The sequence below is a fragment of the Kocuria sp. CPCC 204721 genome (genome assembly GCF_040980945.1).
In the GTDB taxonomy this organism is placed as follows: domain Bacteria; phylum Actinomycetota; class Actinomycetes; order Actinomycetales; family Micrococcaceae; genus Kocuria; species Kocuria marina.
In genome coordinates this window covers 312,833-334,730 of the sequence record NZ_JAVKPO010000001.1, presented here as the reverse complement: position 1 = coordinate 334,730, position 21,898 = coordinate 312,833, and the positions used below count along the sequence as shown (strand labels likewise).

Genomic DNA, 21,898 nt, shown 5'->3' with positions numbered 1-21,898 from the left:
GTGTCCCGGGCAACGCCGAGCGCGCGTTACTAGGATGGAAGGGGAACAACGATACGACACGACAGAGGGGAACTGAGGCACACATGCGAATCGGGCTCATGACCAGCGGCGGGGACTGCCCCGGACTCAACGCGGTGATCCGCGGCGCGGTGTTACACGGCATCAAATCTTTCGATCACGAGTTCGTGGGCTTCCGGGACGGCTGGCGCGGCGTCGTCGAAGGGGACATCATCGACTTGCCGCGGCAGAGTGTACGCGGCCTCGCGCGCCAGGGCGGGACCATCCTGGGCACCTCGCGCACCAACCCCTTCGACGGCCCCCAGGGCGGTCCCGAGAACATCGCCAAGGTCCTGGAGCGTCACGGGATCGACGCCGTGATCGCGATCGGCGGCGAAGGCACCCTGGCCGGCGCCAAGCGGCTCGCGGACGCGGGGCTGCCCGTGGTGGGCGTGCCCAAGACCATCGACAACGACCTGCAGGCCACCGACTTCACGTTCGGTTTCGACACCGCGGTCTCGATCGCCACGGATGCGATGGACCGGCTGCGCACCACCGGCGAATCGCATCACCGGTGTATGGTCGCGGAGGTCATGGGCCGCCACGTGGGCTGGATCGCGCTGCACTCCGGCATGGCCGCCGGCGCGCACGCCATCCTGATCCCCGAATTCCGGGAGTCCATGGAGCAGGTTTCCGAGTGGGTCCGTGAGGTCCACGAGCGTGGCCGCTCACCGCTCGTTGTCGTGGCGGAGGGCTTCATCCCCGACGACCGCGAGGAGGCCATCGCGGGCAAGGGCACCGAGGCGTCCGGGCGCCCGCGGCTGGGGGGCATCGGGGACTTCGTGACGCGGGAGATCGAGGAGAACACCGGCATCGAGACCCGCAACACGATCCTGGGTCACATCCAGCGCGGTGGCGCGCCCACCGGCTTCGACCGTGTCCTGGCCACGCGACTGGGGATCGCCGCCGTGGGGATGGCCACCGAGAAGCAGTGGGGCAAGATGTGCGCGCTGCGCGGCACGGACGTGGTGCGCGTGGACTTCTCCGAGGCGCTCGACGGGCTCAAGGTGGTACCGCAGGACCGCTACGACGAGGCCAAGGTGCTGTTCGGTCGCTGAGCCCCGACTCGTGGTGGCGCCCCATTCCCCTCCGAGGGGAACGGGGCGCCATCACATATCAGTCGTGTTAGGTCAGAGCCGCATTCCACCGCCGCGCGGACCGCGCATGAGCCCCTGGGCCCGGCCCACCACGGACCCGGCATCCGGGGGGACCACCACGGTCTGGGCGGCGGCCCACTGTTCGGCGGGTGCGTCCGCGGACGTGCCGCCCGCGGCGTCGTCGGACGCGCCGTTGCCGTTCGATGCGGCCTCCTCCGAGCCCTGCACGACGGTGTCCCGCACGGTGAGCACCGCGTCCGGGGCGACCGAGCGTTTGAGCACGGCGAGCGCGATGGGGCCGGCCTCGTGGTGCAACTGGGCCGCGGTCACGCGACCCACGACCTTGCCGTTCAGCTCGACCGTGGCCCCGGGGCCCGGGAGCGTGTGCTGGGAACCGTCCAGGTCCAGGAACGTGAGCCGGCGCGGCGGGTGGCCCAGGTTGTGCACGCGGGCCACGGTCTCCTGGCCCTTGTAGCAGCCCTTGGCCAGGTGCACGGCGGTGCGCATCCAGTCCAGTTCGTGCGGGATGGTCTTCTCGTCCGTGTCCGCGCCCCAGCGCGGCCGCCAGGCCTCGATCCGCAGGGCCTCCGCGGCCCACGAACCGGCGAGCGAGTACCCCTGTTCCTCGAGACCCGCGACCGCGGTCTCCAACGACGCGAGCGGAATCAGGTGTTCGTACCACGAGCGCGCGGCACCCGGGTGGTCCTCGGTCACGGCGTAGGCGTGACCGCCCGCGCCGACGCCCGGCCACGGGTCGTGCCACACCAGCACGGGGTTGGTCTGGGCGGGAAGCAGCTCACGAAGGTCCCGCGTGGCGACGAGCACCGCCCAGCGGTCACTGACGTCCTCGATCTCCACCCGCAGGGCGAAGCGCATGGTGGTCAGCCAGTCGGCGAGCCCTGCGGCCTCCCGGGCCTCGGTGATCAACCACGTGGTCCCGCCATCGTCGACCACGTGCGGAGCGAATTCCACGCGGCCCTGGATGCTCAGGAAGAGGGTTTCGGTACTGACTCCCGGGGTCAGTCCGGTGAGCACCTGCGACGACAAGGTGGTGAGCCAGCTCAGTCGATCGGGGCCACTCACGGTCACGACGCCGCGCTGGGACTGGTCCACCACGGCCCTCCCCCGGGCCAGGGCGCGCTGTTCGTGCACGGGGGCGCCGTAGTGCGCTGCGACCCCCTCGTCCAGCGCTTCCGCGGTCACGGCACCGTGGCGGTGCAACAGGACGGAGGAGTATGAGGGTGCGGTGTCAGTCACTTCTGGGGTTCGACCTTGTTCAGTTCGGCGGAAGCGTGCGTAGCGAGTTCGTGGCCCTGCGCGGCCATGTCCCACGCCCACATGAGGTGGTTGTTGACGAGCCCGTAGAGCCGGGTCCCGGAGACGTACTCCTTGGCACCGCGGGCGCGGATCACGGCGTCCGTGCTGAGGTCCACGCGCGGGCCCTTGATCTGGCCCAGGTACAGCTCGGCGACGCCGCCGGGCTGGGCGATCGTCACGGAGATGTCGAAGCCGCCGTCCGCGTTGCGCAGGTCCTCGACGTCCTGTGCGGACTTGAGCACGGGCACGGGGTCCGGCGGGAGCATCCCGGGTCCGATGTCGCCGTCCTCACGAGGACGGGCGAGCTCCCAGAACCCTTGTTCGTACGTGGCCTCGCGCTGGGGTTCGCCCTCTTCGTTGAGCAGCGTGGTCTGCGCGCGGTAGATCATGAACGGTAAGCCGGTCTGTTCGAACGTGACGCGTTGCCGGAAGGCACGTTGTTCGGCGTCGCCGTATCCCATGAAGCCGTTGCCCTCCCACGTGCCCAACAGCCATGCGAAGGGAACGAGTTCGGGGGTCAGGTCCGTGGGGATCTCGACGGGCACGAGTTACAGCTGGCCCTTGAAGAGGCTGAACACGACCTTCAAGGAGATTCCGAGGATGCACAGGCCCGCGAGGCCGAGCAGGACGAGGTAGAAGATTTCGAGAGCAAGCATGGCTTCACGCTACCACGGCGGCCAGTAGCTGGGTCGCGAAAACGGCCACCATACCGAACAGTGCCACGGGTGTGACACCGAGCGTGATCATGCCCCTGCGGCGCAGGTTCTCGGGGGCCGCGGAGATCACGCGGGCACCGGCGACCACCAGGATGATGGTCAGCGGGGCGCCCACGCCCGCGACGGTGAGCCACCTGCTCAGTCCCTGGTCGTGGGCCACGCGGGAGAACGCAATCCACCCCGAGGCGGCAACCGCGGCCAGGACCCCCGTCGCGGAGGCCAGCGCGGATTCCAGACGGTACTTGGCACCCTCCCCCCGCACGAGTTCGGCCACGCACACGGCCATGAAGGACACACCGATGATCGCGGGCAACCACACGAGGCGCTGGGACGGGACGAGTTGTACGAGCAGGCACGCGAGGGTGCCGGCCACCGCGATGAGCACGTTGTGCCGGCGCCGCGCCTGGATCCCCGCGGCGGCGGGCCACCCCACACCGATCGTCACGGCCATGGCCACGGACACGAGCAGCGGCGCCCACGAGCCGATCACGCCCGCCGTGAGCGCGAGGACGAGCGCCACCACGGCGGCGACGATGATGCGCGCGTACTTCATGGCGGGGTTCCTTCGGGGCCGAGGGCGGGCGGTGTGGTGCGTACCCGTTTCAGCGTAACCGGCGCGGGCCTCGCGGCGGGTCACGTGTACCCCCGCACGTCCACGGGGCCCGCCTATACTGGCCCGGTCATCGGCCGTGCCCGCGCGGGAGCGGTCACCTCGCGTCCGAGCGGATCCCACAGTGACCCACATCGCCCTGCTCAGCACCGCATCCCCCGCCGTGGAGTCCGCGCTGCCCGCGCTCGAGCTGCTGCCGCACCGGGTGCGGGTGCACGCCCCGGACGAGAGCAGTGCACTGACCGGGTCCGCGCGCCCGGACGTGGTGATCGTGGACGGCACCCGCAACCTCGTGACGGCGCGCAACACGGCCGTCTCCCTGTCCGGGCTCGAACGCCCGCTGCCCGTGCTCGTGACGGTGACCGAAGGCGGGATGGCGGCCGTGGCGCCGTCATGGTGCGTGAGCGACGTCCTGCTGCACACCGCGGGACCCGCCGAGATCGAGGCGCGGTTGCGCCTCGCGCTCGCCGACACCGGGACGAACGCGCTCGAGAACGACGACGCCGTGATCCGCGCCGGGGCCGTGGTGATCGACGAGAACTCCTACACCGTGAAACTGGGCGGGCGGGCCCTGAACCTCACGTTCAAGGAATTCGAGCTGTTGAAGTTCCTGGCCCAGCACGCGGGCAGGGTGTTCACGCGCCACCAGTTGCTCTCCGAGGTGTGGGGCTACGACTACTACGGCGGGACGCGCACGGTGGACGTCCACATCCGTCGGCTGCGAGCCAAACTGGGTGCGGATCACGAGCACCTGATCACCACGGTGCGTAACGTGGGGTACAGCTACACCGCGGGCAGGGACCAGACGCCCTGATCGCGCGCCATAACCCACCGAGGAGGCATCCCATGTCCGTGACCGTGACCGCCCACGACGACATCCCGTTCCCCGACGATCTCGTGGCGCTCGCCGAGCGCGCCCACGCCGCGGACGGCGAACCGCCGTTCTCCGACCAGACCCTCGTGGACGTGCGCTCCGGCCGTGCGGGGGTCACGTGCGTCGCGGCCACCGACGGCGAGCGCCTCGTGGGTGCCGCGGTGGTCGTGCCGCAGCCGGATCGCGCGTCCACGTACACGGTGGAGCTCGTGGTGGACCCCGAGCACCGCAACCGGGGTGTGGCCACGGCGATCGCGGGGCAGCTGCGCGCTCAGCTGGACGGCACCGTGGAGGCCTGGGCCCACGGCAACCACGTGGCCGCGCAACGCCTCGCCGAGCTCCACGGCCTCGAGGCCGTGCGGGACCTCTACCAGCTCAAGCGCGCCGTGGCCGGCGCCGAGGACGTCCCCCTGCCCGTGGACCTACCGGAACATCTCGAGATCCGGGCGTTCGAGGTGGGCCGGGACGAGCAGTCGTGGTTGCGGGTCAACGCCGCGGCGTTCGCCGAGCACCCCGAACAGGGCCGCATGACGCTCGCCGATCTGCAGGAACGCGAGAACGAGTCGTGGTTCGATCCCCGGGGTTTCCTGCTCGCGGTCGCCGCGGACGACCCGGACGACGTCGCGGGCTTCCACTGGACCAAGGTGCACCCGGCCTCGGGGGACGCCGCGGCCATCGGTGAGGTCTACGCCGTGGGGATCGCCCCGGACCACCAGGGCCACGGACTCGGCCGCGCCCTGACCGCGGCGGGCATCAACCACCTGGCCGAACAGGGGCTGGACGAGGTCATGCTGTACGTGGACGCGGACAACCCCGCGGCCGTGGCGCTGTACGAATCCCTGGGCTTCGAGCGCTGGCACGTGGACGTCATGTACCGCAGCTGACGACGGCTACGATCGTTACCGAACCCCGCCCGCGCCGCGCGGTCGAGTCGAGCGTCCGACTACGGAGAGCAGGTCATGGCGAAGAACAAGACCCTGAGCAAGTACGACATCCTCGCCGCCGGCTGTGTGTGCTGGCGGGTGGTGGACGGCGAACTCCAGGTGTTGGTCATCCACCGCCCCCGCTACGACGACTGGTCCTGGCCCAAGGGCAAGCAGGACGACGGCGAGACGCTGCCGGAGACGGCCGTGCGCGAGCTGCGCGAGGAGACGGGGTTGCACATCACCCTGGGGGTCCACCTCGCGGACACCGAGTACACCGTCCGCGGTCATGACAAGCTCGTGCGCTACTGGGCCGCGGAGGTCTCCCCGTTCGCCCACACGTCCCCGGAGGACGACGAGGTGGACCGGATGAGCTGGTTGCCCGTGGCCCGGGCCCGCTCGATCCTGACCAACGAGGACGACACCGCTCCCCTGGACGAACTCGCCCGCCTGTACGCGCGGGCCTCCCTGGCCACCCGCCCCGTGATCGTGATCCGCCACGCCAAGGCCAAGCCGCGTTCCTCCTGGCAGCGCGCCGAGGGGGACCGCCCGCTCGCCGCCACGGGCAAGCGTCAGGCGCTCGCCGTGACCCGGTTGCTCGCCGCGTGGCAACCGAAGCGCGTGGTGACGTCCCCGTGGTTGCGCTGCATCTCCACCGTGGTGCCCTACGCCAAGAAGTACGGGATCAAGGTCAAGGAGCGCTCACAGCTGACGGAGGCCGCCCACAAGCGCCATCCCAAGCGCGCGGCCCAGGTCACCGAGCAGCTCTTCGACACCGAGCGTCCCGTGGTGCTGTGCACCCACCGCCCCGTGCTGCCCACCGTGTTGAAGGTGCTCGCCAAGCACCTGCCGCCCGCGCTCGCAGCGCAACTGCCGGACGCGGACCCGTATCTGAGCCCCGGTCAGATGATCGTGCTGCACATGCCCCGGGCCTCGCAGAGCGCCCGCGCCGTGGGCTTCGAGATCATTTCCCCGTTCGACGACTGACACCACCCCGACCGCCGGGCCCCCGGCCCGCGTTCATGCCCACGCCGACGCCGCTGTCCCCACCCGGGCGCGCCCCGACCGTTCGTGAGGTGCGCGCCGCGCGGAGGCCGCCGCAGCGGCGTCGTGAGAGGAGACCCATGCCCATCCCCACTCCCTACGAGGACCTCCTGCGGGACGTGCTCGAGAACGGGACCCCCAAGACGGACCGCACCGGCACGGGGACGCTGTCGGTGTTCGGACGCCAGATCCGCTACGACCTGGGCTGCTCCTTCCCCCTGCTGACCACCAAGCGCGTGCACTTCCGCTCGGTGGCGCTCGAACTGCTGTGGTTCCTCTCTGGCTCCTCCAACGTGCGCTGGCTGCAGGAGCGCGGGGTGAGCATCTGGGACGAGTGGGCGGATGAGAACGGGGACCTGGGGCCCGTCTACGGCGTGCAGTGGCGCAGCTGGCCCGCCGGGCATGGGGAGACGATCGACCAGATTGCCCGCGTGGTCGAGTCCATCCGCACCACTCCGGACTCGCGCCGGCACATGGTCACCGCGTGGAACCCCGCGGAGGTGGACCGGATGGCGCTGCCCCCGTGCCACGCGCTATTCCAGTTCTACGTGCAGCCGCGCGAGGACGGTCCGGACGCCCTGAGCTGCCAGCTGTACCAGCGTTCGGCGGACCTGTTCCTGGGCGTGCCGTTCAACATCGCGTCCTACGCACTGCTCACCGTGATGGTCGCGCAGCAGTGCGATCTGGTCCCGGGTGAGTTCGTGTGGACCGGGGGTGACTGCCACATCTACTCCAACCATTTGGAGCAGGTGCGCACCCAGCTCGCGCGTGAGCCCTACCCGTACCCCCGATTGCAGTTGCGCCGGCACCCGGAGTCGATCTTCGACTACGAGTTCGAGGACTTCGAGGTGCTCGACTACCAGCACCACCCCGGTATCAAGGCCCCGGTGGCGGTATGAACGGGGACGTCGTGAACGGGCAAGGCTCGGACGCACTCGCCACGATCGTGGCTCCCGCAAAGGGTGAGCGGCGCCCGAACGGCGGAAGCAACGTCGCCGTGGGCGGGATCTGGGCGCAGTCCCCGGACGGCGTGATCGGGGCGGACGGCAGCATCCCGTGGCACGTGCCCGAGGACCTGAGGTTCTTCTCCCGCACCACCGTGGGGCACCCGGTGATCATGGGTCGGCGCACGTGGGAGTCCTTCCCTGAGCGTTTCCGGCCCCTGCCGGGCCGGCCCAACATCGTGATCACCTCCCGTCCGGACTCGGTGCCCGCGGACGGTTCGCAGGTGTGGGCCGTGGACTCGTACGACGCCGCCGTGGCCCTCGCGCTGCGCCTGCTGCCCCCGGCCCCGGGCGCCGACGACGCCGCGCCCGTCGGGACCTCGTCGCGCACCGACGCTGCCTCCTCGGACGGGCCATCCCTCGTGCCGGGGACCGCGCGCGAGATCTGGGTGATCGGCGGCCCGGGGGTGTGGCGCGAGGCCGCCGCGTACGCTCCGCTGCCCCTGACCCGGGCGCTCGTGACCACCATCGAGCTGGACGTCACCGGCGACACCCACGCCCCACACCTCGACGACGAGTGGGCGCGGCGCGAGGTCGCGGACTGGGCCGAGTCCGCCAAGGGGGTCCGTTACCGGATCGACGAATACACGCGCGGTGCCGCGACCGGGACCGTGACCAGGGGCGATGGGATAGCGTGATGGGACACACAGCTCGAGATGGAGGTCCCCGCCGTGACGACTGAACCCACACCGCAGATCAACAACAGCCCGGACCTGAAGGTGGTCCCCAACCACGACGCTTCACGTTACGAATTGTGGGACGGGGAGCAGTACATCGGGTTCCTGGGCGTGGAGGTGCTCGAGGACGGCACCGTGGACCTGCAGCACACGATCATCTCGGAGGCCTTCGGCCGCCGCGGATACGCGCGGACACTGGTCACGCGCGTGCTGGACGACTACCGGCAGCGCGGCCGCAAGGTCCGGGTCACGTGCAGTTACATCCAGGACTACATGCGTCGCTTCCCGTCCTACCGGGAGCTGCTGGCCACCACCCCGGACCCGCGGACTCGGGGCTGAACACGGTGCCTCGTTAGACTGGGGCGCATGACTTCACAACCCGCCGCCGTAGGTTTCATCGGATGGCGCGGCATGGTGGGCTCCGTGCTCATGGACCGCCTGCGCGCCGAGAACGATTTCGCCCAGCTCGATCCCGTGTTCTTCTCCACCTCCAATGCGGGGGGTCCGGCCCCCTCGGTCGGGAGCGCCGGGGATCCTGGTGTGCTGCAGGACGCCCACGATCTCGAGGCACTCTCCAAGTTGCCCATCCTGGTCACGGCCCAGGGCGGGGACTACACCAAGGCCGTGCACAGTGAGCTGCGCAAGAACGGCTGGGACGGCATCTGGATCGACGCCGCCTCCACGCTGCGCATGAACGACGACGCCGTGATCGTGCTGGACCCCGTCAACCGGGACGTCATTGACGCCGCCCTGGACCGCGGCGTCAAGGACTTCGTGGGAGGCAACTGCACCGTCTCGTGCATGCTCATGGGGCTGGGCGGGCTGTTCCGCAACGAGCTCGTGGAATGGGCCACGTCCATGACGTACCAGGCCGCTTCCGGTGGCGGTGCGCGCCACATGCGCGAGGTCATCCAGCAGTTCGGGGACATCCACGCGAGCGTCGCCGACCCGTTGGCGGATCCCGCCTCCGCGATCCTGGAGATCGACCGCGCCGTGCTCGCCAAGCAGCGCGGCGGTGAGCTGGACACCACCCAGTTCGGGGTCCCGCTGTCCGGGTCCCTGATCCCCTGGATCGACGCCGATCTGGGTAACGGCCAGTCCCGCGAGGAGTGGAAGGCCGAGGCGGAGACCAACAAGATCCTGGGCCGCTCCGGGGACCGGACCATCCCGGTGGACGGGTTGTGCGTGCGGATCGCCGCGATGCGTTCCCACTCCCAGGCGCTGACCGTCAAGCTGCGCGAGGAGGTCCCCGTCGCGGAAATCGAGCGCTTGCTGGACGCGGACAACGAATGGGCCACCGTGGTGCCCAACACCAAGGAGGACTCCATGCGGGACCTCACGCCGGTGGCCGCCTCCGGGTCCCTGCAGATCCCGGTGGGTCGTATCCGCACCATGTCCATGGGTCCGCAGTACATCTCCGCGTTCACCGTGGGCGACCAGTTGCTGTGGGGCGCGGCGGAGCCCGTGCGGCGCATGCTCAAGATCGCCACGGGAACCCTCTGATCATGAGGTTCTGATCCGGGCGTTTCGGTGCGCGCGTTGATCCGCGCGTTCGGTGGGGTTCCCGGACCTAGCGAGGATCATCAGGGGTCGTGGCCCGCATGTGCCGCGGCCCCTGCACCATGGTGTGGGGCCTGTCCCGGGCACGCCGGTAGCGCCACTGCGCCATGATGTTGGCCCACCACCGCCACGCACGCAGCGCGACTTGCTTGATCCGCTGATTCAGCCGGTGGGCCCATTCGAACTCGGTGCTCCAGATCCCCAGCCCCAGGAAGATCGCAAGCCACCCGGGCCCGGGCGTCACGAGCATCACGATCCCCGCGAGCACGAACACCCCGCCGAGCACGATCACGGTGGCCTTGTGCAGGACCCGCAGCACGGGGTGGCGCTCGGACAACGCGCGCAGCCGCAGCACCGCCCGGTGCACCCGGCCCCCGCGTTCGCCGCGCTCGATCTCCTCGTGCAACTCGGAACTCATGCGCGCGTCCCACTCAGGTGGTGCGACGCGCCGACGCAACCTGCCCCGCGTGTCCCGTTAGTGCGGGGCGTACTGCCGGCCCAGCTCAGCTCGCGCGTCCCGCACATGCGGTGCGCCGTGCCGACGCATCTCGCCCCGATCATCACAACTGTTCCGTTCGTCCCATGGGTCGCGCTCGTCAGAGCGACAGCCCGATCAGCACGGGCTCGGGGGCCAGTCGTACGCCGAAGACCTGTTCCACGCCGCGCTGTACCGTGCTCGCGACGGCGGCGACGTCCTCCCCGGACGCGGTGCCCCGGTTCGTCATGGCCAGCGTGTGCTTGCCGGACAGCGCCGCGCGTCCTCCGGCGACCTCCCCGCCGTCCAGGTCCAACAGCTCGTTTCGGGTGCCCGGCAGCCCGAATCCCTTGCCGAAACCGGCGTGGTCGATCAACCATGCCGCGGAGAATTTCACCGCACCGGGAACCTCCCGTCCCGTGGCGTCCAGGACCGGGTAGCGGGGGGCGTCCGCGGGGATCCGATCCGTGAGTTCGTCCTCCGGGACCACCGGATTGGTGAAGAAGGACCCAGTGCTGTACGTGTCCCTGTCCTCCGGGTCCAGGACCATGCCCTTGCCCGCTCGCAGTCGCAGCACGGTGTCCCACACGGTCGCGAGCGGTGCGCTCTGGCCCGTCTCGACCCCGAGAGCGGCGGCCAACTGGGCGTAGCGCACGGGCATCGACTGCTCCTGCCTGCGCAGGCGGAACGTCACGGACAACACCACGTAGCGCGGTGAACCGTGAGTCATGCTGCGTTTGAGCAGGGAGTCACGGTAGGAGAATTCCAGGTCCGCGAAACCGAACGTGAGCTCCTTCCGGGCTTCCCGGTCCCACACCCGCACCCGCACGATGCACTGGGAGACCTCCGCGCCGTACGCGCCCACGTTCTGCACGGGCGTGGCACCTGTGGTGCCCGGGATCCCGGCCAGGGTCTCCAGACCGGCCAGCCCGCGCTGCACCGTCTCCCGAACGGTGTCCTCCCACGGCTCTCCCGCGGCGACGTCCACGAGCGCCGTCTCCGAGTCGCGGTCGACCGAGCCGTCCTCGTCCGAGACCGTGATCCCGCGCGTGGCCACGTGCACCACGGTTCCTGCGAACGGCTGATCGGAAGCGAGGATGTTGGAGCCGCCGCCCACGATCAACACGCGCTCACCGGCGTCGTCGGCGTGGGAGACCGCATCGACGAGTTCCGCTTCCGTGGTCACCTCCACGACCTTCTCGGCGGGGCCCCCCACGGCCGTGGTCGTGAGGTGGGACAGGCGTGCTGCGTTCATGAGGCACCACTCTAGTGCGGGAACTGCACAACCGCCTGAGCCTTGACGAGCACCTTGAGCTCCTTGGCTTCGGCCGGATCCGTATCCGGTTCGGAAAGGTCCGGAGCGGTCACGGTCAGGTCCACGCGCACCGTACGCGCCTCGGGATCCACGACTCCGATCACCCCGCTCACGGTCAGCGCGGTGCCCGGGACCACGCGGTCCTCGAACGCGTTGGGGACCACCACGGGCTTGCTGAACCGGGTCTGGTAGTCCACCACGGCGCCGGGATCGCCGGCCCACTCGGTCACCAGCGCCACGGCCGCACCCATGGTGAACATCCCGTGGGCGATCACGTTGGGCAAGCCCACGCCCTGCGCGAAATCCTGGTTCCAGTGGATCGGGTTGAAGTCACCAGACGCGCCCGCATAACGCACCAGGTCCGCGCGCGAGACCTCCACGCGGCGCTCCCCGATGGACTGACCCTTCTCGAGCTCGTCGAACGTGATGTTCACTGGTCCTCCCCGCGTACCAACAACGACGACACGGTGGTCGCCACCTTCTCCCCCGACACCGTGGTGATCTCCACGCGAGAGGTCACCATGGCCCCGGATCCCAGGGGACGCACGTTGTCCACCGTGACCGCGGCGGTCAGCTCGTCCCCGGCGACCACGGGGCGGTGATGCGTGAACCGCTGGTCCGCGTGTACTACGCGCGAGAAGTCGATCCCGGCCTCGGGATCGTTGACCAGGGCGGCGTCGGCCCGCTGGGACACAATGATCGCGAAGGTGGGCGGGGCCACCAGGTCCGCGTACCCGGCAGCGCGCGCCGCGGCGACGTCGTGGTGGGCGGCATCCGTGGCGTGGACGGCGCTCGCGAACTCGCGGATCTTCTCGCGGCCCACGAGGTACGGGGGGATGGACGGGTAGGTCCTGCCCACCACGTCAGCGGATATGGCCATGACTCTCCTCGATCGCTGGGAAGAATTTCTCCCAGAGTACTGGGCGAGCGGGCCCGCACGAACTACCGGGGCCGTGCACGCGCTCGTCCAGCCGCGCCCTTCTCGTTGGGTCGCTGTGCCAGCGTTGATCCGCTACCCGACATGGTGCCTCGCCCCTCCGACGTCCGATCGTGCCCACCCGCCCCGGAGGCTGCTCCGGAGTGCGGCGCCCTGTTCCTCGAGTGGAACAGGGCCAAACGGCCGCGAGGTGAATCGGGCTCCTCCGCGAGTCGACCTGACGGACGGGTGGCTCAGCAATCGGCGAGGGGGTCGCCCGTTCCCGGACTGCTCAGCAGCGGGTGGTGCGGGACCGGCTGTCCCGGAGCAATTGTGCCCGGGGACGACGAAGACGCCGCTCCCCGAGGGGAACGGCGCCTGAACGGTAGCGGTGGACGGGCTCGATCCGTCGACCTCACGATTATGAGTCGTGCGCTCTAACCAGCTGAGCTACACCGCCACATCATGGATGAAACCCACGGTTCACAAGGAGCCGCAGGTTCTCATCATGAGAGCCCCGACCGGGAATCGATCCCGGGACCTCCATCTTACCAAGATGGCGCTCTACCACTGAGCTATCGGGGCAACGCGGAATACTCTAACAGGAGATGAGCGGGTCGCAAAAACGAGCACCTCACCCCACAAGCCGCGCCGATTCACCCGCCACGGTGTGCTCCTTGATGAGCCAGCAGGCTTCGGGGGCATCCTCCCGACCGACCGCTTCCACGAGGTCCCTGTGCAGGTCCAGGCGGGAACGGATGCACTCATCCAGGGGGGCATCTCCAGGGATGGTTGCACCGAGACGGTGCGCACCTCCACGACGTCCAACAGGCTCAGGTAGATGGAACGCAGCAGCTCGTTGGGACTGATCCGGGCGATGCTCGCGTGCAACTGCTAGTTGGAGCGCACGAAGGCCACCGGGTCCGGGGCCTCCCACGAGCTCATGGCCAACAACATGTGCGCCACGTCCTTCGCGGGCACCGAGATCGCGCGCCGCAAGGCGTGGGGCGGGCGCGACGACCTGCGGGTCGAGTACGACAACGCGAGCCCCACGTCCATGTGCAACATCGGCCAGCACGATCTGGAACCCATCCTGCGGCCGCCGGCGAGCGCCACGGGGCGAGCATCCGGTTCGGCACCGAACTGCTCGAACTGACCCAGGACGGCCGCCGGGTCTCCACGATTGATCTGGTGGGCCGCGGGCGGGTTCACCCTGCTGACCGGGATCGGCGGGGCGCCGTGGCGCGAGGCCGTTCGCGTCGTCGGCGAGGAACTGGGTCTGCAGATCGCCGTTCACGGCATCGGTGCGGGACAGGACCTCGCGGATCCCACCGCCGAACTGCGTGCCGCGCTGCACAGCATCCTGGGCACCCCCGCAAGGGATGTACCCGACGCGCAGAACGCCCCCGCCCGGGGCGAACTGCTCACGGAAGGAGCCTGATCATGGCCCTGGGACTGTTGGTCCTGCGCCCGGCCCTGGGGCTGTTGCTCTTCGGCTGGTGCACGAGGACCACCACTGCAGCATCACCGAGGCGGAGCTCGCGCACCGCGTCACGAGTGACCCCGAGAAGTGGGGACCAAGGCGGGCCCGCCCATGGCTGCGGACCGCGCCGGGATCTCGTCCGCACCGATCGTGGACGGGCACACGTACCTGGTCGATTGCGGACGCGCCTGCGTGACCCAGTTCCACAAGGCGGGGCTGAGCTTCGCGTCCCTGCGGGGGATCTGCCTGACCCATCTGCATGCCGATCCCGTGGCCGACTACTTCAACTACTTCATGATGGCGTCCACGACGGGCCGAAAGAACGGGGACGTTATCCCCGGCCAGCTCGCGGTGTACGGTCCCGGGCCCGCGGGCGGTCTGCCGGAACCGTTCGGGGGTCGGCCGGTGGGGATCGCGAGCCCGGAGGAACCCACACCGGGCACCAAGTCCATGACCGCGCACCTGCTGCGGGCGTTCGCCTACACGAACAACATCTTCATGCGGGACGAGGACGTCCGGGACTACGACTCGCTCGTGGCCGTCAACGAGATCATGCCCCCGCACTCCGCCCACGTGATGGTTGAGGACGTGGGACCCGTGGCGCAGGCTTCCCATGTGGACCACCTGGTGCTCTCGCACATCGAGAACACGGGCGGCACCATCGATCCCGTGGAGTGGCACCGGCTGGCCAGCCGCGGCTACGACGGCCCGGTGACCGTGGGGCAGGACCTGCAGATCATCACGGTGGCCTGAGCCGCACGCGTCAGCGCACCTCACACCTCACGGGAACATGAGAAGCAGAAAAGGGCCGCGACCGGGACGATCGTCCCGGCCACGGCCCTTTGTGCTCTCACTCACCGGCCACGCCGATGACCGACCACGTCAGCGACCATCCCGGCTGAGCCGGTCCTGCTCAGTCGGCCGGCTCAGTGGCTCGCAGCGAACCGGCGAATCCGCGAGTCAGCGGCTCACGGTGAGGCAGTGAACCGACGAATCAGCGACCCGAGTAGCCGCCGTTGTCCGGGCGGTTCTTCCGACGCGGCCGGTCCTGCTGGTAGAACCCGCCACGGGAACGGCCGCCGCCGCGATCGTCGCGGTAACCGCCACGATCCTCGCGGTACCCACCGCGATCCTGGTAGCCGCCCCGGTCCTCACGGTATCCCCCGCGGTCACCACGGTCGCCGCGGTAGCCCCCGCGGTCGTTGCGCGGGCCCCGATCCTCGCGGTACCCGCCCCGGTCGTTGCGGGGCCCACGGTCACGGTCACCGCCGCGGAAGGGCTTGCCCCCGCGCGCGCCACCGGGTCCGCGATCCTCCTGGATCCGGATGGGCGAACCGTTGATCTGGGTGTTGGCCAGCTTGTCGAGGGTTCCCGCGGGGAGGTTCTCGGGCAGACCCACGAGCGTGAACGTGGGGCGGATGTCGATCGCACCGATCTGCGAACCGTTGAGACCGCCCTCGTGCGTGAGGGCACCCACCACGGCGCCGGGGACTACGCGATCGCGGTGCCCCACGGCCAGCTTGTAGGTCTTCATCCCGGCCTCGTCCCCCGGGGAACGGCGATTGCGGGGGCCGTCGCCGTCACGGCGCTCGCGGTCCCGCTTGCGCTGCGGCAGCTCGGGCAGGTCCTCCAGGAGGAACGGGCGGCCGTTCTGGGCGATCACGGCGAGCGCAGCGGCGACCTCGACGGCGTCGACGTCGTGCTCGGACTCGTATTGCTTCACGAGCTCACGGAACAGCGAGAGGTCCTCGGAGTCGATGGTCTCCTCGATCTGCTGCGCGAAGTTCTCCTTGCGGGTCTGGTTGACCTCGTCCGTGGAGGGCACGCGCATCTGTTCGACGGGCTGGCGGGTGGCCTTCTCGATCGCGCGCAGCAGGTACTTCTCGCGCGGGGTCATGAACAGGATGGCCTCACCCTTGCGCCCCGCGCGGCCGGTGCGGCCGATGCGGTGCACGTAGGACTCGGTGTCGTGGGGGATGTCGTAGTTGACCACCAGGGAGATCCGCTCGACGTCCAGACCGCGGGCTGCAACGTCCGTGGCCACGAGGATGTCGATCTTGCCGTCGCGCAGCGAGTCCACGGTGCGCTCGCGCAGGTTCTGTGGGATGTCACCGTTGATCGCGGCGGCGGTGTAGCCGCGGGCCTTGAGCTTGTCCGCGATCTCCTCCGTGGCGGCCTTGGTACGCACGAAGACGATCACGCCGTCGTAGTCCTCGACCTCGAGCACGCGGGTCATGGCGTCCAGCTTGTGCGGGCCCATGACCTGCATGTACCGCTGCCGGGTGTTGCTGCCCGTAGTGGTCTTGGCCTTGACCGTGATCTCCTGGGGGTCGTGCAGGTACTGCTGCGCGATCCGGCGGATGGCCTTGGGCATAGTGGCGGAGAACAGAGCCACCTGCTTCTCCGTGGGGGTCTGCGCCAGGATCTTCTCGACGTCCTCGGAGAAGCCCATGCGCAGCATCTCGTCCGCCTCGTCCAACACCACGTACGCGATGTCGTCCAGGTTGAGCGAGCCCTTGGCCAGGTGGTCGATCACGCGCCCCGGGGTTCCCACGACCACCTGCGCGCCGCGCTTGAGGCCCGCGAGCTGCGGACCGTACGAGGAGCCGCCGTACACGGGCAGCACGGTGAAGTCGTCCAGGTGGGTCGCGTAGGAGCCGAAGGCCTCGGCGACCTGCAGCGCGAGTTCGCGGGTCGGCGCGAGCACCAGCACGCGCGTGCTGCGCTGCGGGCCGTGCAGGTCGGACAGCTCCGCGAGCTTGGACAGTGCGGGCACCGCGAACGCGGCGGTCTTGCCCGTACCGGTCTGCGCGAGCCCGACGACGTCGCGGCCGCTCAGCAGCGCGGGAATCGTCGCGGCCTGGATGGGCGAGGGGTACTCGTAGCCCACCTCGTCCAGTGCCGCCAGCACGCGCGCGTCCACGCCCAGTTCGGCGAACGTGGGCGGGTTCGGTTCGGACTTCTCGGCGTCGGCGGGCTTCTCCGTGGAGCTGTTCTCGGCGCGCTTCTCGGCAGAGTCGTTCTCGACGGGCTGCTCGGCCGGCTCGGCGGCGTCGTCGTCCCGGGCGGTCTGCTCGGCCTCGGAAGGCTGGTCGGCGGGCTCGGTTGCCTCGCCGCTGTCGGTGCGCTGCGCGTCGACGACGACGTCGTGGTTGTCGGGGGCGTCGGTCACGGCGGGAGCGGCGTCGTGCTCGGGGGTCTCGTTGTGGGGATTTTCGTTCTGGGACAGGGAGTCAGTGGACACGGAAGAACCTCGCTTCGGTGGAACGGAGTGATTGTCACCGGTGCGCGCGGTACTACCGCTGAAGTCCTGGACCGACATGCCCGCTACGGCGAAACGGTTACGACAGACAAGAAACCGGGATGATAAACCACTAGCCTACCGCACGGCCGGGCCATGTCAGGCCGATCTGCGGGCCACCACGATGTTCGCCTCGTCACTCACGACCGTGTAGCCCGCGCCGTACATGTCCCGCGCGTAGCCCGTGACGTCCGCCGGTGGCTCGCCGCTCCACGTCCCGCCGAGCCGGTCCACGACCACGTACTCGGGGGCGGGATCGTCCCCGTTGCCGATCCAGTGCACGCGGGTGGTGCTCACGAGCCCGTTCATGAGCGAGAGGTCCGTGGCCACGCTCGCCCCGTGCGGGATGCGCTCCACCGCGGCGGCCTTGGCGTTGTGACGCGGATCGGGTTGCCATGCCTCGGCGGTGGCCAGTTGCGCGAGCGGTTGCTGGGTGCCCACCGCGAGCGCGACGACCAGCGCCGCCCACGGGGCCGCGCGCGCCATGGTGCGCAGCACCGCGCCCTCGCCGGGGAGGAACGGTGAGCGGTCACGGGTGAGGCGTCCGTTCGAGGCCCCGCTCCCGGCATGATCCCCCGCGGTTCGTCGGTGCGCCGGGCCGTCTCGGACGACGACGTCGCTCCCCGCCTTCCGCGCGCGATCCGCATCGTTGCGGAGCCGATCGATGGCGTCCACGAGCGCCACGAAGACCACGGGCATCAACACCGCGCTGTAGTGCCACCCCGGCCCCCAGTAGCCGTGGTTGGGGGACAGCATGCGCCACGCGAGCGTGGGCAGCGCCACCAGCGCGAGGGGTGAGCGCACCGCCACCACGGCGCCGATCAGCAGCAGGAGCAGCCACGTGACAAGCTTCTCAACCGGGACGACCTGCAACACGACCACGGAGGTGGGATCGCGCAGCAGCAGTGCCAGGTCGATCTTGTCCGAGTACGCGAACTCCCCCGCGGGGTTGAGCGCGGGCAGGATCACCCCCACCGCGAGCGCGGAGGCCAGGATGCCCCACACCATGAGTGCTGCGCCCCACCGCGCGGCCGGATCCCGCAGGACCGCTCTCGCGGGATCCGCCGATGTCTGTGCGGCGCCGCGGTCCCCATCCTGGCGGGCATCCGCGGTGACACCATCCTCAGTCCCGTGCACGGCACTGCGCCCTGCGCCGCGGTGGGTGTAGGCGCGGAACTCGGCCCAGCGGCGTCGTACCGCACGGTTCCACCCACGCGCGAACGGGACCAGCGCGTGACCGAGCATGAGCGCTCCGATCACCGCGACCGTGACCCCCAGGTCTTCCTTGACGAGGGCCACGGGCACGCTCCACAGGGCGGCCGCGCGCCACCGCCGTTCCCGCAGTGCGCACAAACCGAGCGCGAGCAGCGGCACGGCGAGCGCGATCTCGTGGAACTGCACCGCGACCGCGTTCTGCAGTCCGAAGCTCGCCGCGTACGCCACGCCGATCGCGACGGCCGGGGCGGGGCGCAGGACATGCAGGGCACACCGCGTGACGACGGCGGCGGAGCTCCCGAAGAGGACGTCCTGCAGGATCATGAGGGTGAGCGCGGAGGGGAGCACGGCGTAGATCGGTGCCAGGACGATCAGCAGCGGGTGGAAGTGATCCCCCAGGAGATTGAACCCGTGGCCCTTGATGTCCACGATCGGTGCGTGTCCGGAGGCGTACGCGGAGAGCAGCTGCGTGAAGATCGCGTTGTCCCACGAGGGGACGTCCCAGCGGATCCACTGGCTCCAGGAGAAGGCGCAGTACACCGCGGTCGTGAACGCTCCCACGAGGACGGGTAGCAACCATGCGGGACGAGTCCGCCCGGGGTCGGCCGATGCGGGGGAACGGGCCACGGTCCTCCCTCCGGGGTGCCTGTGCCGGGCGGCGGGGTTGTCGGACCCAGTATGCCAGCCGGGTGCGCGCGAGGGTGTCGGAGACCCGTGGCATCATCTGCGCATGACCACCACGGTGCGGACAGCGCGAGTCACCGGTTCGGGGGACTCCCCCGCCCGGTTGCGCTGGACGCCACCCGGGCCCGTGCACCTGGGCCAGACCCTGCGGGTGCTCGGGCGCGGTGCGGACGATCCCACGGTGCGCATCCTGAACGAGGACTGCGTGTGGATCACCACGCGCTCGAGCGGGTTGCCGGTGAGTGCGCGGTTCTCCCGCCCACCTCGCGTCGCGGGTGAGAACCCCCTGGACCGGGACGTCGTCGTGGACGCGTGGGGTCCGGGCGCGCAGCAGTGGTTGCCGTCCGCGCCCCGGTGGGTGGGCCACGACGATTCGTGGGAGGAGTTCGAGTCCTCGGCGGGTTTTGCGCAGTTGCCGCACCGGCTCGTCAGGGCGCGCCACGACCACCCGGGGATGCGCTTGCCGGCCACGGGCACCGTCCTGGACCGCGCCGTCGTCTCCATCCTGGAACAGCGCGTCACGGCGATCGAGGCCGTGCGGGCGTACCGGGCGCTGCTGCGCTGGATCGGTGAGGAGGCACCCGGACCCGCTCCGCGCGGGATGCGGGTGCCGCCCACGGCCGAGCAGTGGCGCAGGGTGCCGTCCTGGCAGTGGCACCGGGCGGGCGTGGACCCCGCCCGTTCCGCGACGGTCATGCGCACGGTGCAGCGGGCGTCGGCCCTGGAGCGCCTTGGCCGGGAGCCGGATCCGGCGCGGGTGCGGGCCGCAGTGCAATCGATCAGCGGGATCGGTGTGTGGACGGCCGCGGAGATCACCCAGTGCACCCACGCGGACCCGGACGGCGTGAGCGTGCGGGACTTCCACCTGGCCGACTACGTGTGCTGGTTCTTCGACGGCGCCCCCGGATCGGACGAACGCATGCTCGAACTGCTCGAACCGTGGCGGGGTCACCGGCAGCGGGTCGTGCGGCTCATCAAGGCCAGTGGGCACCGCAAACCCGCGTTCGGCCCCCGTCTCACGCCCCAGGATCATCGTCACCACTGACGGGGTTTGATGGGCCCGACCCTGGATCGGCGCCGCCGCGGCGAATGGGCTACTCCAGAGCGGCGTCGCCCCACAGAGCGGGCGGGGCGTGATGTCGCGTGCCGCGCGTGCTGCTCTCCCGCGGATGACAGCCCGACTGAGGTTTGGCTTGCCTGCCTGGCGGGGTTTTCATTTGCGACGCAAACTATCTGCATGGCACAGCACACCGCGGTGGAACCGCACGCGACCAAGTCCGGGGAGAAAATGAACAAGCTGCGCGCCGGGGTCCTGGGCGCGAACGACGGCATCGTGTCCGTGGCCGCGACCGTCGTCGGCGTGGCCGGGGCCACCGCGGCCACGACGCCCGTGCTCGTGGCCGGTTCGGCCGCCGTGATCGGCGGCGCACTGTCCATGGCGCTGGGTGAGTACGTGTCCGTGTCGAGTCAGAAGGATTCGCAGGAGGCTCTCATCGAGAAGGAGAAGTGGGAGCTACAGGCCATGCCGGAGGCCGAGCTCGACGAACTCACGCAGATCTACCGGGATCGCGGGTTGAGCGAGACCACGGCCCGACAGGTCGCGGTGGAACTGTCCGAGAAGGACGTGTTGCGTGCCCATCTGGATGCCGAACTCGGGATCGACCCGGATGACATTCCCAGCCCGTGGGGTGCCGCGATCTCCTCCGCGGTGGCGTTCCTGCTGGGTTCATTGTTGCCGCTGCTGGCCATCCTGCTCCCGCCCGCCCCATGGCGGATCCCCGTCACGTTCGTGGCCGTGCTCGTGGCGCTCGCGCTCACAGGGACGCTCGGTGCCCGGTTGGGTGACACCCCGCACGTGGCCCGCGCCGCGACCCGTGTGGTGACGGGCGGTGCGCTGGCTCTGGGTGCGACCTTCCTCATCGGTTCCCTGCTGGGGGTTTCCGTGGCGTGACGAGCCGCGTGAAGAACGACTGACGGGCGGCGGGGTCCCACATCCCGCCGGACAAGCGGCCCGGGCATTCGGACCGGATATACGGAGAGGGCGGCTCCTTCGGGAGCCGCCCTCCGTGTTTCATGAGCGTGTGCCGTGTGGCGCGGGCATGACATCATCTGCGTATGACGAGAAGTGCGCGCCACTACCCGGTCTACATACGCCGTGGAACTCAGGATCAGTTCTGCTGATCCCCCGCGGCGCCGGTCTCCGCCTCGGCGGCCTGCTTCTCGACCTCCGCGCGGACCTCGTTCATGTCCAGGTTCTTGACGGCGTCGATGACCTGTTCGAGCGAGGATGCGGGAAGCGCGCCGGGCTGCGAGAACACCATGATGCCCTCGCGGAACGCCATAAGCGTGGGGATCGAGGAGATCTGGGCGGCGGCGGCCAGGCCCTGCTCGGCCTCGGTGTCCACCTTGCCGAATACGATCTCGGGGTTGTTCTCGGAGGCGGCCTCGTAGGTGGGTGCGAACTGCTTGCACGGTCCGCACCAGTCCGCCCACCAGTCCAGCAACACGATGTCGTTGTCAGAAATGGTCTGGCCCAGGGTGTCCTGGGTGATGTCTACAGTAGCCATGAAACCAGCGTAGGACTCCGTTCCGCCGGGCTCCAGAACGTTCACTGCGGGCACAAGGAACGC

Annotated in this window: 23 protein-coding genes and 2 tRNA genes; 13 read left to right on the top strand and 12 right to left on the bottom strand. The window is 69.8% G+C overall.

All coding sequences use genetic code 11. The features are described from left to right. Positions 1 to 83 precede the first annotated feature (83 nt). On the top strand, positions 84 to 1,115 hold the full coding sequence (locus RF637_RS01570; protein WP_035959970.1) for a 6-phosphofructokinase: 1,032 nt from the start codon (positions 84 to 86) through the stop codon (positions 1,113 to 1,115). A gap of 72 nt (positions 1,116 to 1,187) precedes the next feature. Here the strand turns inward: RF637_RS01570 and RF637_RS01565 are convergent, their stop codons facing one another. The 3 genes from RF637_RS01565 to RF637_RS01555 all read right to left on the bottom strand — a co-directional run bounded on the left by RF637_RS01565 (position 1,188) and on the right by RF637_RS01555 (position 3,740). Then, positions 1,188 to 2,411, bottom strand: a complete 1,224-nt coding sequence (locus RF637_RS01565; RefSeq protein ID WP_253270427.1) for a folate-binding protein YgfZ — start codon at positions 2,409 to 2,411, stop codon at positions 1,188 to 1,190. Further along, on the bottom strand, positions 2,408 to 3,016 hold the full coding sequence (locus RF637_RS01560) for an FABP family protein (protein WP_368843983.1): 609 nt from the start codon (positions 3,014 to 3,016) through the stop codon (positions 2,408 to 2,410). Before RF637_RS01560 ends, RF637_RS01565 begins: the two co-directional genes overlap by 4 nt. Positions 3,017 to 3,131: 115 nt before the next feature. After that, positions 3,132 to 3,740: a hypothetical protein gene (locus RF637_RS01555; protein WP_035959995.1), complete on the bottom strand. Its 609-nt coding sequence runs from the start codon at positions 3,738 to 3,740 to the stop codon at positions 3,132 to 3,134. Between the two features lie 181 nt (positions 3,741 to 3,921). Between RF637_RS01555 and RF637_RS01550 the strand changes: the two genes are divergently transcribed. The 7 genes from RF637_RS01550 (at position 3,922) to asd (ending at position 9,822) form a co-directional block, all read left to right on the top strand. After that, a complete protein-coding gene (locus RF637_RS01550) occupies positions 3,922 to 4,611 on the top strand; it encodes a winged-helix domain-containing protein (protein WP_368843982.1) in 690 nt (229 codons plus the stop codon). A gap of 32 nt (positions 4,612 to 4,643) precedes the next feature. Then, entirely contained in the window at positions 4,644 to 5,555 is a 912-nt protein-coding gene (mshD, locus tag RF637_RS01545) for a mycothiol synthase (RefSeq protein WP_085108431.1), read from the top strand. Positions 5,556 to 5,630: 75 nt separating this feature from the next. Then, on the top strand, positions 5,631 to 6,581 hold the full coding sequence (locus RF637_RS01540; protein ID WP_064845244.1) for an NUDIX hydrolase: 951 nt from the start codon (positions 5,631 to 5,633) through the stop codon (positions 6,579 to 6,581). Between the two features lie 137 nt (positions 6,582 to 6,718). Then, positions 6,719 to 7,537: a thymidylate synthase gene (locus tag RF637_RS01535; RefSeq protein ID WP_368843981.1), complete on the top strand. Its 819-nt coding sequence runs from the start codon at positions 6,719 to 6,721 to the stop codon at positions 7,535 to 7,537. Then, a complete protein-coding gene (locus tag RF637_RS01530; RefSeq protein ID WP_368843980.1) occupies positions 7,534 to 8,280 on the top strand; it encodes a dihydrofolate reductase in 747 nt (248 codons plus the stop codon). The genes RF637_RS01535 and RF637_RS01530 overlap by 4 nt, the downstream gene beginning before the upstream one ends. A gap of 33 nt (positions 8,281 to 8,313) precedes the next feature. Beyond that, on the top strand, positions 8,314 to 8,658 hold the full coding sequence (locus RF637_RS01525) for a GNAT family N-acetyltransferase (protein ID WP_368843979.1): 345 nt from the start codon (positions 8,314 to 8,316) through the stop codon (positions 8,656 to 8,658). A gap of 27 nt (positions 8,659 to 8,685) precedes the next feature. Then, positions 8,686 to 9,822: an aspartate-semialdehyde dehydrogenase gene (gene asd, locus RF637_RS01520; protein ID WP_144931504.1), complete on the top strand. Its 1,137-nt coding sequence runs from the start codon at positions 8,686 to 8,688 to the stop codon at positions 9,820 to 9,822. 67 nt (positions 9,823 to 9,889) lie between these two features. Here asd and RF637_RS01515 read toward each other — a convergent pair whose 3' ends face one another. The 6 genes from RF637_RS01515 to RF637_RS01490 all read right to left on the bottom strand — a co-directional run bounded on the left by RF637_RS01515 (position 9,890) and on the right by RF637_RS01490 (position 13,170). Further along, the gene (locus RF637_RS01515) at positions 9,890 to 10,297 is read right to left on the bottom strand and encodes a PGPGW domain-containing protein (protein WP_368835029.1); all 408 of its coding nucleotides are present in this window, start codon (positions 10,295 to 10,297) and stop codon (positions 9,890 to 9,892) included. Positions 10,298 to 10,475: 178 nt separating this feature from the next. Then, positions 10,476 to 11,609 (bottom strand): UDP-N-acetylmuramate dehydrogenase, encoded by a 1,134-nt coding sequence (locus RF637_RS01510; RefSeq protein ID WP_368843978.1) that lies wholly within the window; start codon positions 11,607 to 11,609, stop codon positions 10,476 to 10,478. A gap of 11 nt (positions 11,610 to 11,620) precedes the next feature. Further along, the gene (locus tag RF637_RS01505) at positions 11,621 to 12,103 is read right to left on the bottom strand and encodes a MaoC family dehydratase (RefSeq protein WP_098055971.1); all 483 of its coding nucleotides are present in this window, start codon (positions 12,101 to 12,103) and stop codon (positions 11,621 to 11,623) included. Then, positions 12,100 to 12,549 carry a MaoC family dehydratase N-terminal domain-containing protein gene (locus RF637_RS01500; protein WP_064845251.1) on the bottom strand — a complete coding sequence of 150 codons (450 nt, stop codon included), beginning with the start codon at positions 12,547 to 12,549 and terminating at the stop codon, positions 12,100 to 12,102. Before RF637_RS01500 ends, RF637_RS01505 begins: the two co-directional genes overlap by 4 nt. Before the next feature lie 422 nt (positions 12,550 to 12,971). After that, positions 12,972 to 13,045: transfer RNA gene (locus RF637_RS01495), tRNA-Met, on the bottom strand. Positions 13,046 to 13,098: 53 nt separating this feature from the next. After that, a tRNA-Thr gene (locus tag RF637_RS01490) sits at positions 13,099 to 13,170 on the bottom strand. A 313-nt stretch (positions 13,171 to 13,483) separates the two neighbouring features. Between RF637_RS01490 and RF637_RS01485 the strand changes: the two genes are divergently transcribed. The 3 genes from RF637_RS01485 (at position 13,484) to RF637_RS01475 (ending at position 14,821) form a co-directional block, all read left to right on the top strand. Continuing rightward, a complete protein-coding gene (locus RF637_RS01485) occupies positions 13,484 to 13,741 on the top strand; it encodes a hypothetical protein (RefSeq protein WP_167318163.1) in 258 nt (85 codons plus the stop codon). A 27-nt stretch (positions 13,742 to 13,768) separates the two neighbouring features. Beyond that, the gene (locus tag RF637_RS01480; RefSeq protein WP_144998274.1) at positions 13,769 to 14,026 is read left to right on the top strand and encodes a hypothetical protein; all 258 of its coding nucleotides are present in this window, start codon (positions 13,769 to 13,771) and stop codon (positions 14,024 to 14,026) included. A 153-nt stretch (positions 14,027 to 14,179) separates the two neighbouring features. Next, positions 14,180 to 14,821, top strand: a complete 642-nt coding sequence (locus RF637_RS01475; protein WP_368843977.1) for a hypothetical protein — start codon at positions 14,180 to 14,182, stop codon at positions 14,819 to 14,821. Positions 14,822 to 15,062: 241 nt separating this feature from the next. Here the strand turns inward: RF637_RS01475 and RF637_RS01470 are convergent, their stop codons facing one another. Together RF637_RS01470 and RF637_RS01465 are read right to left on the bottom strand one after the other, a co-directional pair. Beyond that, positions 15,063 to 16,997 carry a DEAD/DEAH box helicase gene (locus RF637_RS01470; RefSeq protein ID WP_368844088.1) on the bottom strand — a complete coding sequence of 645 codons (1,935 nt, stop codon included), beginning with the start codon at positions 16,995 to 16,997 and terminating at the stop codon, positions 15,063 to 15,065. Between the two features lie 471 nt (positions 16,998 to 17,468). Further along, the gene (locus RF637_RS01465; RefSeq protein WP_368843976.1) at positions 17,469 to 19,211 is read right to left on the bottom strand and encodes a DUF2079 domain-containing protein; all 1,743 of its coding nucleotides are present in this window, start codon (positions 19,209 to 19,211) and stop codon (positions 17,469 to 17,471) included. Positions 19,212 to 19,314: 103 nt separating this feature from the next. On the opposite strand from RF637_RS01465, the gene RF637_RS01460 reads away from it, so the two are divergent. Together RF637_RS01460 and RF637_RS01455 are read left to right on the top strand one after the other, a co-directional pair. Further along, a complete protein-coding gene (locus tag RF637_RS01460) occupies positions 19,315 to 20,313 on the top strand; it encodes a DNA-3-methyladenine glycosylase (RefSeq protein ID WP_144931511.1) in 999 nt (332 codons plus the stop codon). Between the two features lie 192 nt (positions 20,314 to 20,505). Next, the gene (locus tag RF637_RS01455) at positions 20,506 to 21,219 is read left to right on the top strand and encodes a VIT family protein (RefSeq protein WP_368843975.1); all 714 of its coding nucleotides are present in this window, start codon (positions 20,506 to 20,508) and stop codon (positions 21,217 to 21,219) included. Between the two features lie 217 nt (positions 21,220 to 21,436). Here RF637_RS01455 and RF637_RS01450 read toward each other — a convergent pair whose 3' ends face one another. After that, positions 21,437 to 21,835: a co-chaperone YbbN gene (locus tag RF637_RS01450; RefSeq protein WP_064846723.1), complete on the bottom strand. Its 399-nt coding sequence runs from the start codon at positions 21,833 to 21,835 to the stop codon at positions 21,437 to 21,439. Positions 21,836 to 21,898 lie beyond the last annotated feature (63 nt).

Coding starts and splice junctions, on each gene's coding strand:
- RF637_RS01510 (WP_368843978.1), bottom strand. CDS start 11,609: ATGAACGCAGCACGCCTGTCCCACCTCACGACCACGGCCGTGGGGGGC.
- RF637_RS01535 (WP_368843981.1), top strand. CDS start 6,719: ATGCCCATCCCCACTCCCTACGAGGACCTCCTGCGGGACGTGCTCGAG.
- RF637_RS01450 (WP_064846723.1), bottom strand. CDS start 21,835: ATGGCTACTGTAGACATCACCCAGGACACCCTGGGCCAGACCATTTCT.
- RF637_RS01515 (WP_368835029.1), bottom strand. CDS start 10,297: ATGAGTTCCGAGTTGCACGAGGAGATCGAGCGCGGCGAACGCGGGGGC.
- RF637_RS01570 (WP_035959970.1), top strand. CDS start 84: ATGCGAATCGGGCTCATGACCAGCGGCGGGGACTGCCCCGGACTCAAC.
- RF637_RS01530 (WP_368843980.1), top strand. CDS start 7,534: ATGAACGGGGACGTCGTGAACGGGCAAGGCTCGGACGCACTCGCCACG.
- asd (WP_144931504.1), top strand. CDS start 8,686: ATGACTTCACAACCCGCCGCCGTAGGTTTCATCGGATGGCGCGGCATG.
- RF637_RS01540 (WP_064845244.1), top strand. CDS start 5,631: ATGGCGAAGAACAAGACCCTGAGCAAGTACGACATCCTCGCCGCCGGC.
- mshD (WP_085108431.1), top strand. CDS start 4,644: ATGTCCGTGACCGTGACCGCCCACGACGACATCCCGTTCCCCGACGAT.
- RF637_RS01460 (WP_144931511.1), top strand. CDS start 19,315: ATGACCACCACGGTGCGGACAGCGCGAGTCACCGGTTCGGGGGACTCC.
- RF637_RS01455 (WP_368843975.1), top strand. CDS start 20,506: ATGGCACAGCACACCGCGGTGGAACCGCACGCGACCAAGTCCGGGGAG.
- RF637_RS01475 (WP_368843977.1), top strand. CDS start 14,180: ATGGCTGCGGACCGCGCCGGGATCTCGTCCGCACCGATCGTGGACGGG.
- RF637_RS01555 (WP_035959995.1), bottom strand. CDS start 3,740: ATGAAGTACGCGCGCATCATCGTCGCCGCCGTGGTGGCGCTCGTCCTC.
- RF637_RS01500 (WP_064845251.1), bottom strand. CDS start 12,549: ATGGCCATATCCGCTGACGTGGTGGGCAGGACCTACCCGTCCATCCCC.